The sequence below is a fragment of the Nitrospira sp. MA-1 genome (assembly GCA_032139905.1).
Lineage (GTDB): Bacteria > Nitrospirota > Nitrospiria > Nitrospirales > UBA8639 > Nitrospira_E.
In genome coordinates this window covers 1,078,314-1,094,256 of sequence record JAQJDB010000007.1, presented here as the reverse complement: position 1 = coordinate 1,094,256, position 15,943 = coordinate 1,078,314, and the positions used below count along the sequence as shown (strand labels likewise).

The 15,943-nt window shown below is 51.6% G+C and carries 12 protein-coding genes; 5 read left to right on the top strand and 7 right to left on the bottom strand.

The window, feature by feature from the left end:
- Positions 1-11 precede the first annotated feature (11 nt).
- Positions 12-1,421 (bottom strand): hypothetical protein, encoded by a 1,410-nt coding sequence (locus PJI16_17735; protein MDT3779407.1) that lies wholly within the window; start codon positions 1,419-1,421, stop codon positions 12-14.
- A 129-nt stretch (positions 1,422-1,550) separates the two neighbouring features.
- On the opposite strand from PJI16_17735, the gene PJI16_17730 reads away from it, so the two are divergent.
- From PJI16_17730 to PJI16_17720, 3 genes are all read left to right on the top strand, one after another.
- On the top strand, positions 1,551-2,426 hold the full coding sequence (locus PJI16_17730) for a transporter substrate-binding domain-containing protein (GenBank protein ID MDT3779406.1): 876 nt from the start codon (positions 1,551-1,553) through the stop codon (positions 2,424-2,426).
- Positions 2,423-2,830 carry a hypothetical protein gene (locus PJI16_17725; protein ID MDT3779405.1) on the top strand — a complete coding sequence of 136 codons (408 nt, stop codon included), beginning with the start codon at positions 2,423-2,425 and terminating at the stop codon, positions 2,828-2,830. The genes PJI16_17730 and PJI16_17725 overlap by 4 nt, the downstream gene beginning before the upstream one ends.
- A 70-nt stretch (positions 2,831-2,900) precedes the next feature.
- On the top strand, positions 2,901-4,343 hold the full coding sequence (locus PJI16_17720) for an amidohydrolase family protein (GenBank protein ID MDT3779404.1): 1,443 nt from the start codon (positions 2,901-2,903) through the stop codon (positions 4,341-4,343).
- Between the two features lie 87 nt (positions 4,344-4,430).
- Here the strand turns inward: PJI16_17720 and PJI16_17715 are convergent, their stop codons facing one another.
- Positions 4,431-5,369, bottom strand: a complete 939-nt coding sequence (locus PJI16_17715) for a hypothetical protein (GenBank protein ID MDT3779403.1) — start codon at positions 5,367-5,369, stop codon at positions 4,431-4,433.
- A 168-nt stretch (positions 5,370-5,537) separates the two neighbouring features.
- Between PJI16_17715 and PJI16_17710 the strand changes: the two genes are divergently transcribed.
- Positions 5,538-5,984 carry a hypothetical protein gene (locus PJI16_17710; protein ID MDT3779402.1) on the top strand — a complete coding sequence of 149 codons (447 nt, stop codon included), beginning with the start codon at positions 5,538-5,540 and terminating at the stop codon, positions 5,982-5,984.
- A 59-nt stretch (positions 5,985-6,043) separates the two neighbouring features.
- Here PJI16_17710 and PJI16_17705 read toward each other — a convergent pair whose 3' ends face one another.
- From PJI16_17705 to PJI16_17685, 5 genes are all read right to left on the bottom strand, one after another.
- Positions 6,044-6,481, bottom strand: a complete 438-nt coding sequence (locus tag PJI16_17705; GenBank protein MDT3779401.1) for a DUF5069 domain-containing protein — start codon at positions 6,479-6,481, stop codon at positions 6,044-6,046.
- A 244-nt stretch (positions 6,482-6,725) separates the two neighbouring features.
- On the bottom strand, positions 6,726-8,930 hold the full coding sequence (locus PJI16_17700; GenBank protein ID MDT3779400.1) for a radical SAM protein: 2,205 nt from the start codon (positions 8,928-8,930) through the stop codon (positions 6,726-6,728).
- 490 nt (positions 8,931-9,420) lie between these two features.
- The gene (locus tag PJI16_17695) at positions 9,421-9,759 is read right to left on the bottom strand and encodes a hypothetical protein (protein ID MDT3779399.1); all 339 of its coding nucleotides are present in this window, start codon (positions 9,757-9,759) and stop codon (positions 9,421-9,423) included.
- A gap of 94 nt (positions 9,760-9,853) precedes the next feature.
- On the bottom strand, positions 9,854-10,843 hold the full coding sequence (locus PJI16_17690; protein ID MDT3779398.1) for an alpha-E domain-containing protein: 990 nt from the start codon (positions 10,841-10,843) through the stop codon (positions 9,854-9,856).
- Between the two features lie 3 nt (positions 10,844-10,846).
- Complete coding sequence (locus PJI16_17685) at positions 10,847-12,280, bottom strand: circularly permuted type 2 ATP-grasp protein (GenBank protein MDT3779397.1); 1,434 nt, start codon at positions 12,278-12,280, stop codon at positions 10,847-10,849.
- 313 nt (positions 12,281-12,593) lie between these two features.
- Here PJI16_17685 and PJI16_17680 point away from each other — a divergent pair, with 313 nt between their 5' ends.
- Positions 12,594-15,926, top strand: a complete 3,333-nt coding sequence (locus PJI16_17680) for a transglutaminase family protein (protein ID MDT3779396.1) — start codon at positions 12,594-12,596, stop codon at positions 15,924-15,926.
- The last annotated feature ends 17 nt before the right edge of the window (positions 15,927-15,943 follow it).

Sequence of the window (15,943 nt, the reverse complement as noted above, 5' to 3'; positions counted from 1 at the left end):
CAGTGTGCTGCTTAGTCAGTCCCCGCTGAATGTTGCCCGGTGATTGCCGCCGCCCAATTCCCAGACCCTGGAGACGTCAGGTAAATCTTCCCGCCGCCTTGAATCTGTTGCTCGGGTCCCCAGTCTCCTGTAGCAATTTCAATCCAACGGACCACCAACGGCTCTTCCGCGCTGGACACATCGATTCGCACTCCACCGCCAACCGGTAGGTACAAGGCGAAGGCGCTGCCCCTGCGGGCTGACAGATAGGCGTGATTCGGCTTGTGACCGGTGAGCAGGTCGTCCGCGGGTTCCAGCGTCCACAAAGGAATCTGCGACTCCAGCTTTCTGGCCCCGCGAATACTGGCCACGGCCTTGTCATGTAGTCCCAGTCCTGCCGTGGGACGATGGAAACGAATAGACGCCGCCCCGCCCAACAGATTCCGCCAGAACCGTTCGATCCCGTCCTGGTCGGTGCCGAATCGCTGACCGGTCGCGCCATAGGTCTTTGTTAAATTGATCGGTCGCGGATTCTTGGACAGGTAATTCCGGACATGAAGAAATTGGTCCCAATGCTTTTGTCCGCTCTGGTGATTGTTTTGCGAAACATCGACGAAATCGTACACCTCCGGATGATCGAACGTTCGCCTATGAATCTCGGCGGTAATATCCTTATTCCCCCACATCTCGGTGACAAAGATCATTCTGTCCTCCTTGTCCGCGCGATGTTTGAGGTATGTCGCCCAGTAACGGCTCCATTCTTCATCGCCAGTGGTTTCGTTGTCCATGCAATAGAGCACATGACCGAATCGCAGGGTATAATCCAGCATCTTATCGACAAATCGTTGCTGGTACTGCAGTACCACACGGTTGTTTCGCTGCCTTGGCGTCGTAAAGAAGAACGGTTGTGTGTTGAGATAGGGTGGTTCGGGATAGCGTTCTGCCAATTCCGATTTTTCGATCGTGTAGTTAATATTATTGCGTGGGTTATACGGCTGAATATGCCAGGTGTCGCCCATGTAGTCCCAAGGGTCCCAAACCTCGATCTGCACGATGATGCCGCGCTTGGCCGTTTCTCGCAGCATCCGTTCGAAGCGCGTCCAGTACTCGTCATTCCACTGCTCTAAATCATACTGGCCATCATTCAGCTGTTGAAACGGAAAGACCTCAAAACCTCGATCCTGTCGGCTGCTCATCGTGTTCCGGATGACATTGCCACCAGCGGACACCAATCGATCAAGCTGCGCAAGAAGATCTTTTTCCGGCCATTGAAACAGACTGTCGTCATCACTCCCCCCTAACAACAGCAAGGGTTCTCCGTGATCACTCCAGTACCAAAGGTTCTTCGGCCAAGGTTGCAAGACAGGCTCGGCCGCAACCGCATTGACCGAACAGAGTATCGCCAACAAAATGATCAAGCTTATCAACCCTCTACATTTCATAGCTCTCTCCCGCAATCAATCCTCTTTTTTTTGTTACCATTCAAGGACTATCCCCCTACTTTCAGGGATAGAAGCCCTATGGTACAGTGCCTTCTTTCATAAACGCGAACCACAACCATGGCGGTCATCATGCACACACACCAACGATTCTTTCGCATCCTACTCAATTGTTTCACAGCAGTCCTCTTCGGAGGCTTTGTCCTTCTGTCAACGGCCCAAGCAGAGGTCGCATCAAAATCCCGTTTAAGCCCATCTCCTGGCGGCCAATCCGGCGCATTGCAAAGAGTTCTGGAGAAAGGAACATTACGGGTAGGCATCGCACTGTTTACCCCTTGGACATTCAAGAATAAGGATGGTGAATTGGTCGGATTTGAAATTGACGTGGCCAGACAATTGGCCAAGGACCTTGGCGTGAAACCCGAATTCCATCCCTTTAAATGGGAGGATATTATACCGGCCCTTCTGAAAGGGGAAATCGATATTATCGCTGCAGGCATCGTGATTACCCCTCAACGAGCCTTGAAAGTCAATTTCAGCCAGCCCTATGACTCATCCGGGATCGGATTAGTCACGAATATTCCATTAACAAAAGCTTTTGATGGCCCAGAAGACCTCAATCGATCGGAAGTGATCATTTCTGCGGTGACCGGATCGGTTGGCGAGGACCTTGCCCATCGCGTGTTCCCGGAGGCCACCATCAAAACATTTTCTTCCAGTGAGGAGGCCATAGAGGCTGTCACGGGCGGAAAGGTCCATGGGTACATCGAGCACGAACCCATTACCACGTTTATTGCCCTGGATCATCCTCAGACCGTTGATGAACCCTTGTCCAAACCACTGCTCGAGACCAAAGAGGCCTTTGCCGTTCGCAAGGGAGATCCCGACTTTGTACATTTCCTCAACGCATGGATTATCAGCCATAACGCCGATACCTGGTTAAGCTCCGTTCACAAATATTGGTTTGAGGGAATTGAGTGGAGAAAAGATGTGGCCACGAACCCATGACTAGGGCAGAACGGTTCCTTGTAGAGGGACAGCCCTCTTTCTCCTTAGGCTTGATGGGCATGCTTCTCCTCCTTCCGGCACTGCTCGCAGCGGCCGCCCTTGAAAAGCCCAGCACCCAACTGTCGCTTCCTGATGAAGACTCCTACCGATCTCCTCTCTCGGAAAATCTCCTCGAATCGAACCGATGGAGAATTCCACAAGAAGAGAAACGGGACTGGCGATTACCACCACCTCCTCCTCCCGTGGGCTGGCGAACGCCACAATCCGCGGAGCCGGAAACCTCATCCTCCCGACGAACCATTGAGCTCTTCCCTCGATATAAGTCCGGCAAATCAACGGACTATGACATGATTGAACACGAGCAAAAGCCGTTAATAAAGATGTTTGAATTCGGTTCAAAATAATTCCTGGAGCGCTGTTCACCCTGCTCTTCCAATGTTGCCCTCAGTAGAGTGAATCGCGCACAATTGGCCTATGAGCCGTCGAACAGCCAGCCATATCCGGCAAGGATATACCTCCGCCTCACCGGTTCCCACACAGGTGGTCTCCAGCGAAGAATTTCTTCCGCCCCCACAGTCCATCAAACAAAGCCAGGTTGAGTGGCTGATCCACCAAAGCAGCACACGGCTGAGCAGCCGCCTCGGCATAAACCGGCGAGATTTTCTTAAAACCACCGGTGGAATGGCGCTGGCTTTTCTGGCCATGAACCAGGTATTTGGAAAATTCTTTGATGTGCTGGACGTTGAAGCGGCGGAACCCCAAGCGGTTCAGGCTCGCAAAGGGAACCTCCCCTTCATCTTCGATGTCCAAACCCACTACGTCAGTTCATCCTTCAACCAGCCGGGCTGGAAAGACGGACTTCTGGGATTGCGGCGCCGTGCCAAAGAAATGGGCCTGAATCCCAAGCTCTCCGGGGATAGTGGAACAATGGAGGACCTGAGCTTGGGAAACTACATCAAAGAAGTCTTTCTGGACAGCGACACTTCTATCGGGCTCATCAGCACTCCGCCCGGCCCCTATCCATGGGAAGCCGTCGTCCCGCCCAAAGAAATGACGCACATCCGTGATGCAATTAATCGTCTCACCGCTTCCCAACGCATGCTCGCCCATGGGCTGGTCATGCCCCAATTAGGCAAGGTCGATCTTGATTACATGGATCAGCAAGCGGAGACGTTCAAGGTCGATGCCTGGAAATGTTATACCGGCTCCCCGCCGAAAGGCTTCGAACATGGCTGGTGGCTAAGCGATGAAAAGATCGCCTACCCCATGCTTGAAAAAGCGCAGGCCCTAAACATCAATAATATTTGCACGCACAAAGGCCTGCCGCTCGGCCCGGTGCCCGATTACAACCATCCCCGCGATATTCTCCAGGCCGCACAAGATTTCCCCAAATTAAATTTCCTGATTTACCATTCCGGATTTTTAGGCACATCTCGCATCAATCTTGATGAAGCCAAAAAAGGGGAGATTCCCTGGACCAGCGAATTCTGCCGTTTAAAACACAAGCAACCGAAGCTGAAGAATATCTACATGGAATTGGGATCCACATTCGGTCAACTCGTCATCACCGAACCCGTCGTCTGCGCCCACCTGCTGGGACAAATTCTCCTGGCGTTCGGTGAAGATCATCTTCTCTGGGGAACGGATTCGATTTGGTATGGCACGCCCCAATGGCAGATCGAAGCCTTCCGGCGGTTTCAAATTCCCGAAGAACTCCAGGAAAAATTCCACTATCCTGCCTTGACCAAAGATCTCAAAGCCAAGGTCTTTGGTCTCAATGCGGCCAAACTGTTTAAGGTAGATGTCGAAGCCAAACGAAAGGAAGTACCAAAGGATTATCTCAGCCACATCAAAATGGCCTACCGGGAAGAAGGCCCCTCCCCAAGCCACCATGCGTATGGGTGGGTAGTAACATAAGGAACTTTTCATCAATTAAGATTTTTCGATCCTTACCAAATCAATTAAATTCGTTCCATACTAGGGAAGAAAACTCGCAACGTACACTCAATAGTTTTCAGTTAATTTAGTATTATCCACCCATTCATAATTTTCTAAAGAATTTATTCCAAATTTTTCTAATTCGGATAGAACCTCTCTTAAATCCAAAGATTTATTTCCCTGAGATCTAATATAATTTTGGTACGCTTCCTTGTTACCAAAAATATTTCTTGGAGGGTCAACAACATCCTCTTCCAACAACTTTCCTTTTAATATTGTCTCGTTAAAATACTTAATAATCCTTTTGTGCAACAGGTCGGCATAATTCTTCTCAACATCATTTTGGCCCAGATAGTCTCCATGTACCAATCTTTGTCGCAAACCAGAATTGGGATCCACTTTGGTTCCCCACAAGTCCTTCTTTAGTTCTAGGCCAATAATTTCTTCGATTTTCTGGTAAAATTTCTCCTTGTATTTCTTATCTTCTCTGGATAAACCGGCTTTACCCAATGCATCCAACGCAGCACAAAGCAAAAGGATTTTAGAGGAATAACCAAAGGTATTAACTGCATCATTCCAATAGGAATAAAATGCACCAGGGATTACCTTATCCATGAGAAGTATTTCCAATGCCTTTTTCTCCCTATCTCCGAACATCAAGCCTACCCCTTGGGACTCTTGGACATATCTAAAAAAGGCAAAATTTTTATCCAATCTCTTCACCAAAAAAGGCTGACAAGCAAACTCAGTGTAGCATTGAGAAATAAAAGCTATTTGAGGTATCACTCTTGCCATTTTTTTATTAAAGCAATCAAATGCCTCATTTTTATTTCCTGCCTTAACAATTACCTTGGCTAACCAGAAATTACTACCGTTAAACGGCCCCCTACCCCAAAGAGAAAAATAAATCTCATCTAGGAGAAAAGAGGATGTCGCGGAAATAGATGTCATTGCAATTTGAGCAAGCGCTTCAACTCTACACTGAATTTCATATTGGTATTCCATAATCAAAAATGACCAAGCATCGTTTCTTACTAAATCTTACCTTCTTCGCGTTCGAGCAAATCCCAGTTCAAGCCAAACACAAAAGTCCGGCATTTGTGAATCGTCTCTGCTTCTGATTAAAATAAACAATCGAGAATGTCATTTTTCCACTTACCTGTTAGGTTTCCCATGACGACACGACGCTTCTCACCATTTGCTGGTCTCCTTCCCTTAAGCTTTGCCGCATGCATGGGATTGGGCCTCACACCCATCATCGCTCATGCTCAGCTCGAAACTGAACCTCACCCAATGGATACTTTCATAAAAGGGGTTACCAATTTTTCTGAACCCACGGGTGTCCGGGGCACCGTGCGTTATATCGAAAAAGACCGTGAAACACTCTGGTTGAATTGGAAAGAACGATCGGATGCAAGACCGTTGTTCGAAACCGGATGGAAGTTCGTTCCCGGGGATGCCACCTTAGCGGTCCACCCACGGGATTCCGAACAGTGGGAAAAACTGTTAAACCTTTCGAAAGATTTGCCTCTGGAACTGATCATCCAGGACGACGGAAAAGGTCACCGCCATATTCTCTCCTACCAGGATATTTCCGGTGGGCCCAAAGTCCCGCTCTAACCCCGAACCCGTGTTTCTCCAGCCGCACCGATTTTTCCTGCCAGATATTAAGCCAATGGCTACATCCGGTCTTCGTCGTGGTCAATGAGGCCGGTCCAGGTTGTGATGTGTGAGAGTTCCTCCACTGAAACCCCACGCTTTTCAGCCAAGGCCGCTTTATTTCTATCGAATGCTTTCTGAGCCATTTCAGCCTTTGGTCCGAACGTGAGGACCATGTTGTTCCATTCGGCCTTTTCTTCTTCACTCAGGCTTTTCCCGTTGGACTTCACCCAGTCGGCAATCTCCCCATCCATACCACCTTGCAGCACCCGCTTTTCAATATCGGCTCCTTGAATTTCCAGTTTGTCCAGTAGGTATTTGTCGAACCCCGCCGTCAAATAATTGTAATCTTGAATTTGTCCCGCATTGCGCATACGGATTTTATCGATGAGCCGTCCGAGATGGCAAAGCCCGCCGACTTGTTCTTTTGGACTGCGTGGATATTGTGCTGTGGTCATTGGTCATACTCCTTTGTGATAAATGAATCTATGAAAACGTCAAATGTGGCTCCTACGTTATACCTCGTGAGGGGCCTGAAAGGAAATGGCGGCCCAGGATCAAGCCCAGTCATATCAACGGGCTTGTACTCTCTCCAGAATCTTCTGGCAGATGGACCCTGGGTAGTAACCGGAAGGTGAGGACAAACCTAACGATGGATTCCGGTGAATGATGTCGGAAATGACAGAGGAGCTTTAATCCAGCTTAGACCAACAGGAGACCGACCGCTCTGGCTTTAATGGCGGAGGCGGACTGCCACCATTTATCGAATCCTTTGGGGCCGCCAAACGGGAAACCTGCTCGCACTTCCTTATAAATGGGATACCGATGTCCCCCTGTTTGATGAACCGGCACGGCGCGTTCGATGAGATTGAGTAACCATTCGCCCTGGCCTCCCTTTAACCTCACTTCTTCATCCGTGGTTCGGTTCGACAACATGATTCTGTATTGCTCGCCATTTCCCCGATCAACATCAGGCTGCCCGCCGATCCAGACAAATTTTCGCTCTAACCTGGAATGGTCTTCCCGCTGTTCGCTCTCCAAGACCTGCTGGACCCAGGTGCGTTTGACCTTCGGTTTCGGGACCCGCTCCGGAAACCATTCCCTGACATCCCTGGTCAATTCCAACCCTTCTTTGTAATGCCAAAGGGCCGCTCGCAACCCCTCTCCGATCCATTCCGGCATAGACGCCAGAGCATCCACATGAACCAGATCATTTTCCGCAAACCCTCCGAATGCCGGTCCGACGAGCTGAATGCCATAGGCTTGGGGATTGATGCCGATGGGACTGTGGGCAGTGGTGGTAAATCGATGCCAGAAGGCTGATTGTATGAGATCATGAGCAAATAATTGACGCACACGTTCGAGGCTTTCAATGGTTTCACCGATCGTTTCGCTGGGAATCCCATACATTAGATAGGCATGCACCAAAATGCCTGCTTCATGACAAGCCTGAACGACTTGAACGGTTTGGTCGACGGTAATGCCCTTTTTGACCAAAGCCAGCAGACGATCGCATGCCGCCTCCAAGCCGGCACTCAACGCAATGCAACCGGAGGCGGCCAGCAGACGGCAGAGGTCCGGCGTGAATGCCGGTTCGAACCGGACGTTTCCCCACCAGGAAATAGTGACGTCCCGTTCAAGCAGAGACAGTGCCAGATTTTTCAAACCCGCTGGTGGAGCGGCCTCATCTACAAAGTGAAACCCGCGACTTCCCGTTTCCGCGATCAGGGCTTCGATACGATCCACCAACAATTCGCCCGGTGAGACTTCGTACCGGCCAATATAATCCAGTCCCACATCACAGAACGTACATTGCTTCCAATAACACCCATGCGCCACCGTTAATTTATTCCAATGCCCATCGGACCAGAGCCGATGCATAGGATTCAAGGTATCCAGCACGGAAATATACTGATTGAGAGGTAATCCGTCGTAGGTTGGGGTTCCCACTTCAACCTGCGAAACGTCCGGCTCGCTGGCTCCATTCTGCCAGACGACATGCCGCCCCGAACGAAGAAACGTCCGGCACAGATCGGACTCTCGTCGTTTTCCCTCCAAGTATTCCAACAAACAGAGGAAGGGCCGCTCTCCATCGTCAAGCGTCACGAAATCGACGACTTCAAACAGTCGAGGTTCCTGCAGCCTGCGCAACTCCGTATTGGGATACCCTCCCCCCAGCACCACTTTGATTTCCGGCTTTTTGTCCCGCAATTGTTGACCCATTCGAAGTGCGCCATACAGATTGCCGGGAAACGGCACCGAAAATCCGACGACAGCGGGTTGATGCCGGTCCACATGCTGCCAGAGCGCTTCGACCATCCACTCATCTGTGAGACTCATGGGTTGGCCCAAGGCTTCTTCAAGGCGATCATAGGAATTCGCCTGCATGGCAATGGATTCGGCATAGCGACTCAATGCAAAGTGAGGCGTAATGGTCGCCTGAACAAGGTCGGCAAGATCTTCGAGATACAAGGTTGCCAGATGCTTGGCATGGTCGGCCTGATTATGTGAACGATGTATTCCTTCTTGGTCATCTGAATGCTTCGAGGCAAAGCGTGGACCTTCTGGAAGGAAGATGCCCTGACAGATGCGCGAAGCGAGGGTGGGATTTCGTCCCTGCAAAAAACTAATCACCGGATTAATTGTCTCGACATATGCGCGTTCCAAGCTCAGCATTTGTCGTGCTTCACCAGGAAGTTCCTCAAGTGGAGTCTTCCTGAGTTCGGCAAAGACCCGGCTCAAGCCCCCACGTGAGAACAGGGCCAACACCATCTCAATGCCAACGTCAGCCTGGTGCGTGCGATACCCTTGTGACCGCAAAAACCCTGTCAAATAGGCCGTAGATGGATACGGCGTATTGAGTTGAGTCAAAGGAGGGATAATCAGGAGGATAGCTAATTCAGACATGATCGGTTGAGATGCTGATCGGTCAATCCGAATACCGGTGATTGGCTATTCGCCTGGTTATTGAGATGGCAAGGCCTTGTCAAGGAAACGGGAAAGCTTACCCCAGTGAAGCAAAGAGGACAAGTCAGAACTGAGGAGAGTATCCGGAAGGATTGAATAATGCTGCGGTGCCTGCGCCGGAGCTTCGGCAGGCCGGTTAGCAGCAGTCACTGATCCGTGAATCATGAGAAAAATACCGTGGCATATTAAAAACGTTCAGGAGCCGATCAGGGGTCCATCCATTTCCCATGGCCACGACATTCTGCTCAGGAGTCCAGCAATCGGATCCGGCACCCAAATCAGTGCGTCAGATTATGTGAAAAGAGCATACCGTGCGGCCTGGCATTCCTCCTTTGACCGGCCCCCCCGCTCCTCGTCGAGTCACATCGCAACGTCTGGGTCGAACGGTTGCTTGCAGGGAGACCCAGGCCTCCCCGCAACAGTTTGCCGGTTACTGGACCGTCACCGAGATGCTGTCGCTTGCCGCGAGGTGGTCATGATCGTGGGTCGCGGCCTGCACCTTGATTTCGTGCTTGCCTTTGCTCAGGCCCTCGAATGTGCCTGAGAATTCCTTTTGGGGTTCACCGTCCAGATAGACATGGCCATGCGCGGCCTGGGTACCTTTGACAAGTTCGTACGTAAGTTCAAAAGTGTCCCCCACCACAGCTCCATCCTTCGGCGACGTGATTGTAATCTTCGATCCATCATCGATGTCGGCCAGGGCAGGGCTGATTGAGACAGCCAGACAGGCGACGAGAAGCGTAAGAACGAACAAGAACTTTTGTTTCATGATGACCTCCTATGAATAAGCCTGGAAGATTATGCTCCAGACAGTTAGTAATGACACATCCCACAGGGACGTTGTCCTCTCCCACTGTTGAGTCTCACACTGATTGGGTTTGGGATTGGGATTGGGAGGAAGTCGAATAGCCACTGGTGCGGAAAAATGCCAACGCGATCAAGTTTGAAAGCTGGTCAAAATTCTCAAGCATCTGGCCCAGAAAAAGTGATAAACCTGTGGAATAGACCTCTTGCAAGCTGCCAAATTCCAGATCCGCCGCCAAGGCCCCACTTAATCTGATCGCCTGACGGGTTTCGGCCCGCCGACTACTTCCGGCTAACCGTTCCACGACTTTACTGATTTGTCCCGTCGTGTATCGGACGGATCGAGGAAATTTATCATGAAAGAGGAGAAACTCCACGATGCGTTTCGGCACCAACTGTGCCGAGTAAAACTTCCGATAGGCCTCGAAGGCGCTGGCTGATTTTAACGCGGCTAAACACTGATGATATTCGGAAATTCTCCTGGGTTCCGTCGTGGGATCACTGAGAACAGGAATATCAATGAGTCGAGCCGTCCGACCACCCCGCTCAATGTTCAGACCCAACCGGTAAAAGTTCCATCCCTCATCATGTACCATCGTGCTGCCGACAACCCCGTCCAATGTGTAGCAGGTATTCCGTACATACCTGAGCAAATCGTGTGTATCCGACCACAGATCAAGTTCGGTCTTTCCCTTGAGGCTGAGATAAAAATCATTCATAAAATGCCAGACTTCGCTGGACAACTGATCCTGGATTCCGCGGGCGCTATTTCTCGCGGCTGCAATCAGATTGGTCAGCGAATTCGGATTGTCACGGCAGAGGGTAACAAATTCCATGACCGGCCGAGTCTGCACTTCCCCAAAAATTTTGGTATAGGCCTCAAGTTCCCCGGTATCCTCTAAATATCGAGTCCAGATATTGGCCTGGTCTTCTTGAGTTGCGATTTCGGTGAGCAAATGAAAATGCACATTCACGAACCTGGCGGTATATTCAGCCCGCTCCACCGAGCGCCCGATCCAGAAAAACGATTCTGCCGTTCGACTCAACATGGTCTATTCATCCCCATAGAGAACCCACGTGTCCTTACTTCCTCCGCCTTGGGAAGAATTCACCACCAGGGAGCCTTCCTTTAAGGCCACACGGGTCAACCCTCCCAAGGACAAGGAAATTTCCTCCCCCCAGAGCACAAACGGCCGGAGATCGATATGGCGCCCGACCAATCGCATGTTCTCTTCTCCATCCACGATACAGGGATGGTGCGAGAGGGTCACCACCGGCTGGGCAATGTAGCTGCGTGGATCGGTTTCGATTTTCTTCCGAAACTCTTCCTGCTCGGCTTTGGTCGAACTGGGTCCCATCAACATCCCATACCCGCCTGACTCCCCCACGGCTTTGACGACCAACGACTCGAGATGATCCAACACATACTTCCGGTCTTCAGGATTCCCGCACAAATAGGTCGGGACATTCTGCAGAATCGGTTTCTCGCTTAAATAGTAGTCGATCATCTTCGGTACGAAGGTATAGACCGCCTTATCGTCCGCGATCCCGTTGCCAATGCCATTGGCCAGGCCCACATTTCCTGCCCGATAGGCCCGGACCAGGCCGGGAACACCTAGCACGGAATCCTTGCGAAAAACTTCCGGATCGAGGAAGGCATCATCCACCCGGCGATAAATCACATCCACCTGCTCGAGACCTTGAGTGGTCTTCATATACACCTTATCATCAGATTCCACGACAAGATCCCGGCCTTCCACCATTTGAATTCCCATTTGTAAAGACAAAAAGCAATGCTCAAAGTAGGCGGAGTTAAACACACCGGGAGTCAGAAGGACGACGGTGGGATTTTCCTTGCCAAGGGGAGCCAGCCACTTGAGATTCTCCAGGAGCTGCGTCGGATATTGATCCACCGGCCGGACTTGCATGTCGGCAAACAAGTTGGGAAACAGTTGCTTCATGACCAGTCGGTTTTCCAGCACGTACGACACACCTGAAGGTGTCCGGAGATTATCCTCAAGCACGTAATAGCTGCCTTCATGGTTCCGAATTAAATCGATCCCCGATACATGGATGAACACCTCTTTGGGCGGGCAAAAACCCACCAGATCTTTTTGGAAATGTACGGAACTTTCTATGAGTTCGCGAGGTACCACCTGATCGTTCAGAATCCGTTGATCGCCATACAAGTCCACTAAAAACATATTCAAGGCCATGACGCGTTGGCGAATCCCCTCTTCAATGACTCGCCATTCGAGATCAGGGATGATCCGTGGCATCAGATCAAAGGGAAAAATCTTCTCGGTTTGTTGGAGATCGCCATAGACGGTAAAGGTGATCCCCTGCCGCAAAAAGGCCTGATCGGCCTGACGCCGTTTCAATTCCAGATCTTTCGAAGAGAAATTCCGTAACCGTTCGACGAGACGCCGATAATGACGACGCGGAACGCCGGACGACTCAAACATTTCATCGAAACCTGATTTCATCTGATAGCGGTCAAATAACGATTTCACAACCCTATCCTTTGATCAGTGGCCTCTTGGCAAAAAAACGTTCTCGCCGGAATTTACGGAAAAGAGTGTACCATAGCCGGCCGGGACAAGGGCAATTTCAACAGGAGAAAAATGCTCATGCCACGCTTGTGTTGGATTGGTGATTACACAGTCTCATCAAGTTGGATGATGCAAAACGATTAGGGAGGGTGCTAAGATTCCTCAATCGGTTCACGTGAAGATGGCTATTGCATTCTTCCGCTTTCCTTATCACCAACACAGGTATTCAATCGGCTCTTAATTCTTCATGGCACTCCACGTCGCACTCAATCACCAAACTCATTATCGCTACGATCGGCTCGTTCAGATGGGGCCTCACGTCATCCGGCTGCGGCCGGCTCCCCATAGCCGGACGCCCATACTGAGTTACGCACTCAAGATTGAGCCCACCGGGTATTTTCTGAACTGGCAACAGGATCCTCACGGTAACTATCTTGCACGGATTATTTACCCTGAAAAGGTTTGGGAATTTCATGTGGAAGTCGACCTTGTGGCCGACATGGTCGTCTATAACCCCTTTGATTTTTTTCTGGAGCCTGACGCCGAGACACTTCCCTTCACCTATGATCCTATGGTCAAAGAAGACCTGCTGCCGTATTTGGCCAAAGAACCACCTGGCCCTCGATTGCAGGAATGGCTGCGATCATTCACCGCGCCACACGAAGATCCGACCGTTCCCTTTCTCATGAGTCTCAATCAGCAACTCAAGTCTCAAATCGACTACGTCGTCCGCATGGAACCCGGCGTGCAAACCCCTGATGAGACGCTTGAACTTGGCCGTGGATCGTGCCGGGACACCGGTTGGCTCCTCGTGCAGATTCTTCGCCACCTTGGAATTGCCAGTCGATTTGTCTCTGGCTATTTGATTCAGCTTGTCGCCGATGTGAAATCGTTGGATGGTCCATCTGGTGCCGATCATGACTTCACAGACCTTCACGCCTGGGTCGAGGCCTATCTGCCTGGAGCCGGATGGGTGGGACTTGATGCCACGTCCGGCCTGTTGGCCGGAGAAGGGCACATTCCGCTTGCCTGCACGCCCCATCCGCTGACCGCCGCGCCCATTAGCGGGGTTATGGATATTTGCGAAACGACATTTTCCCATGAGATGTCGGTCACTCGTATTGTTGAGACGCCACGGGTCACCAAGCCCTACACCGAGGAACAATGGCAAGCCATCGACACATTTGGACAACGGTTGGATCAGGAAATGGCGGCCAATGATGTCCGGCTCACCATTGGCGGGGAACCCACCTTTATCTCCATTGATCATCCCGATGCTCCTGAATGGAATACGGAGGCCGTCGGCGATACGAAACGCCCGTTGGCGGCTAAACTGATCAAACACTTGAGGGAGCGCTTCGCTCCGGGCGGACTTCTGCACTTTGGCCAGGGGAAATGGTATCCCGGCGAACCGTTGCCACGCTGGGCATTCAGTCTCTATTGGCGACAGGATGGTAAACCGATCTGGCAGGAAGACCAGTTCTTCGCCGAGGAAAATCAAGCCTCAAACATTTCAGCCGATGATGCCAATCACTTCATTCAGGGAATCGCCAATCGGGTAGAAGTGGGTACCAAAACCATTCAACCCGTCTATGAAGATCCCTGGCATTTCATCGGTCAGGAACGAAAGCTGCCGGAAAACCTCGAACCGGCCACCAATAATCTCGACGACCCCATGGCTCGTGCCCGACTCGCCAAAGTATATGAACGCGGTCTGGGTAAACCGGCAGGCTATGTCCTGCCATTGCAACGATGGAATGCCAAGGACGGCCCTCGTCGCTGGGTCACCGCAGCATGGACCACACGCAGTCAGCACTTGTTTTTGGTCCCGGGTGACTCGCCAATCGGTTTTCGATTGCCCCTCCCGTCATTACCGGTTATTGATCCCAAAGATTATCCCTATATCATTCCGACGGACCCATTTGACATCCGAGGGCCCCTACCCGATCCGATTCAGGAATCCTCCCTTCAGGAACGCCGGCTTCAGAAACTACAGGGAGAAGGGGGGCCACATGAACCGGCTCAAGTGATCATGGGACAAAAAAGCGGGGTCGGCGCAGGAGGTGTGGTTCGCGCATCTCTCACGGTGGAACCTCGTAACGGGCACCTCTGCGTGTTCATGCCGCCTCTGGAATCGGCTGAAGATTATCTTGATCTGGTCGCCGTCGTTAAGGACACCGCTGCGGAATTAAACCAGCCAATTCACTTGGAAGGCTACACGCCCCCCTATGACCCTCGTATCAACGTTTTGAAAATCACTCCTGATCCTGGAGTGCTCGAGGTCAATATCCACCCCGCGAAAAATTGGGCGGACATGGTCGCGATTACCACGGCCATCTATGAAGAAGCGAGGCTCTGCCGATTAGGCACGGAAAAGTTCATGTTGGATGGACGACACACGGGAACCGGGGGAGGCAATCATGTGGTCATGGGAGGCAGCACCCCTGCCGACAGCCCCTTTCTGCGTCGGCCAGACCTCCTCCGGAGCCTGATCGCCTACTGGCAACGTCACCCTTCCCTCTCCTATGTTTTTTCCGGTCTCTTCATCGGCCCGACCAGTCAGGCTCCCCGCATCGATGAAGCCCGGCATGATTCCTTGTATGAACTGGAACTGGGATTTGCCCAGGTTCCTCCCCCCAACGTCGATGCGCCCCCACTTCCGTGGTTGGTTGATCGGATCTTTCGAAATTTGCTCATTGATGTCACAGGGAATACGCATCGCACGGAAATTTGTATCGACAAACTCTATTCCCCTGATGGCCCGACCGGTCGACTCGGTTTGGTGGAATTCCGGGCCTTCGAGATGCCGCCCCATGAACGCATGAGTCTGGCTCAACAGGTTCTCCTCCTTGCGCTCGTCGCCCGTTTTTGGAAATCTCCGGACCAGGGAAACCTTGTTCGATGGGGCACCCAACTCCATGATCGCTTCATGCTCCCACATTTCCTCGCTCAGGATCTCCATGAGGTCATCCAAGAGATGAACCGCGCCGGGTACGAACTGCATGAAGACTGGTTCGCGCCTCACCTGGAGTTTCGTTTTCCGCTCTTTGGTTCGATCAACTATGGCAGTCTGGTCATGGAAGTTCGACAGGCTCTGGAACCATGGCATGTGATGGGAGAACAAGGAGCCCCTGGAGGCACTGTGCGATATGTGGATTCTTCGGTCGAACGGCTACAGATCAAGCTGTCCGGGTCAACAGAAAACCGTTATATCATCGCCTGCAATGGCAAACGCGTACCGATGACACCAACCGGACGGCAAGGAGAGGCGGTCGGCGGCGTCCGGTACCGGGCCTGGCAGCCTCCAAACTGTTTACATCCCAAAATCGGAATTGACGCCCCGCTGACTTTTGACATTTACGATCAATGGGCCCAACGGGCGGTTGCCGGGTGCACCTACCATGTGGTTCATCCGGGCGGACGGAATTTTGAACATTTCCCCGTCAACGCCTATGAAGCCGAAAGCCGCCGGTTGGCCAGGTTTCATGCCTTTGGTCATACCGCGGGACCCTATGCCGAACCACCAGATACTTCTCGCCCGGAATTTCCTTGTACCCTCGACCTCCGTTGGCCGGCGTAATCACGTAACCTAGACAG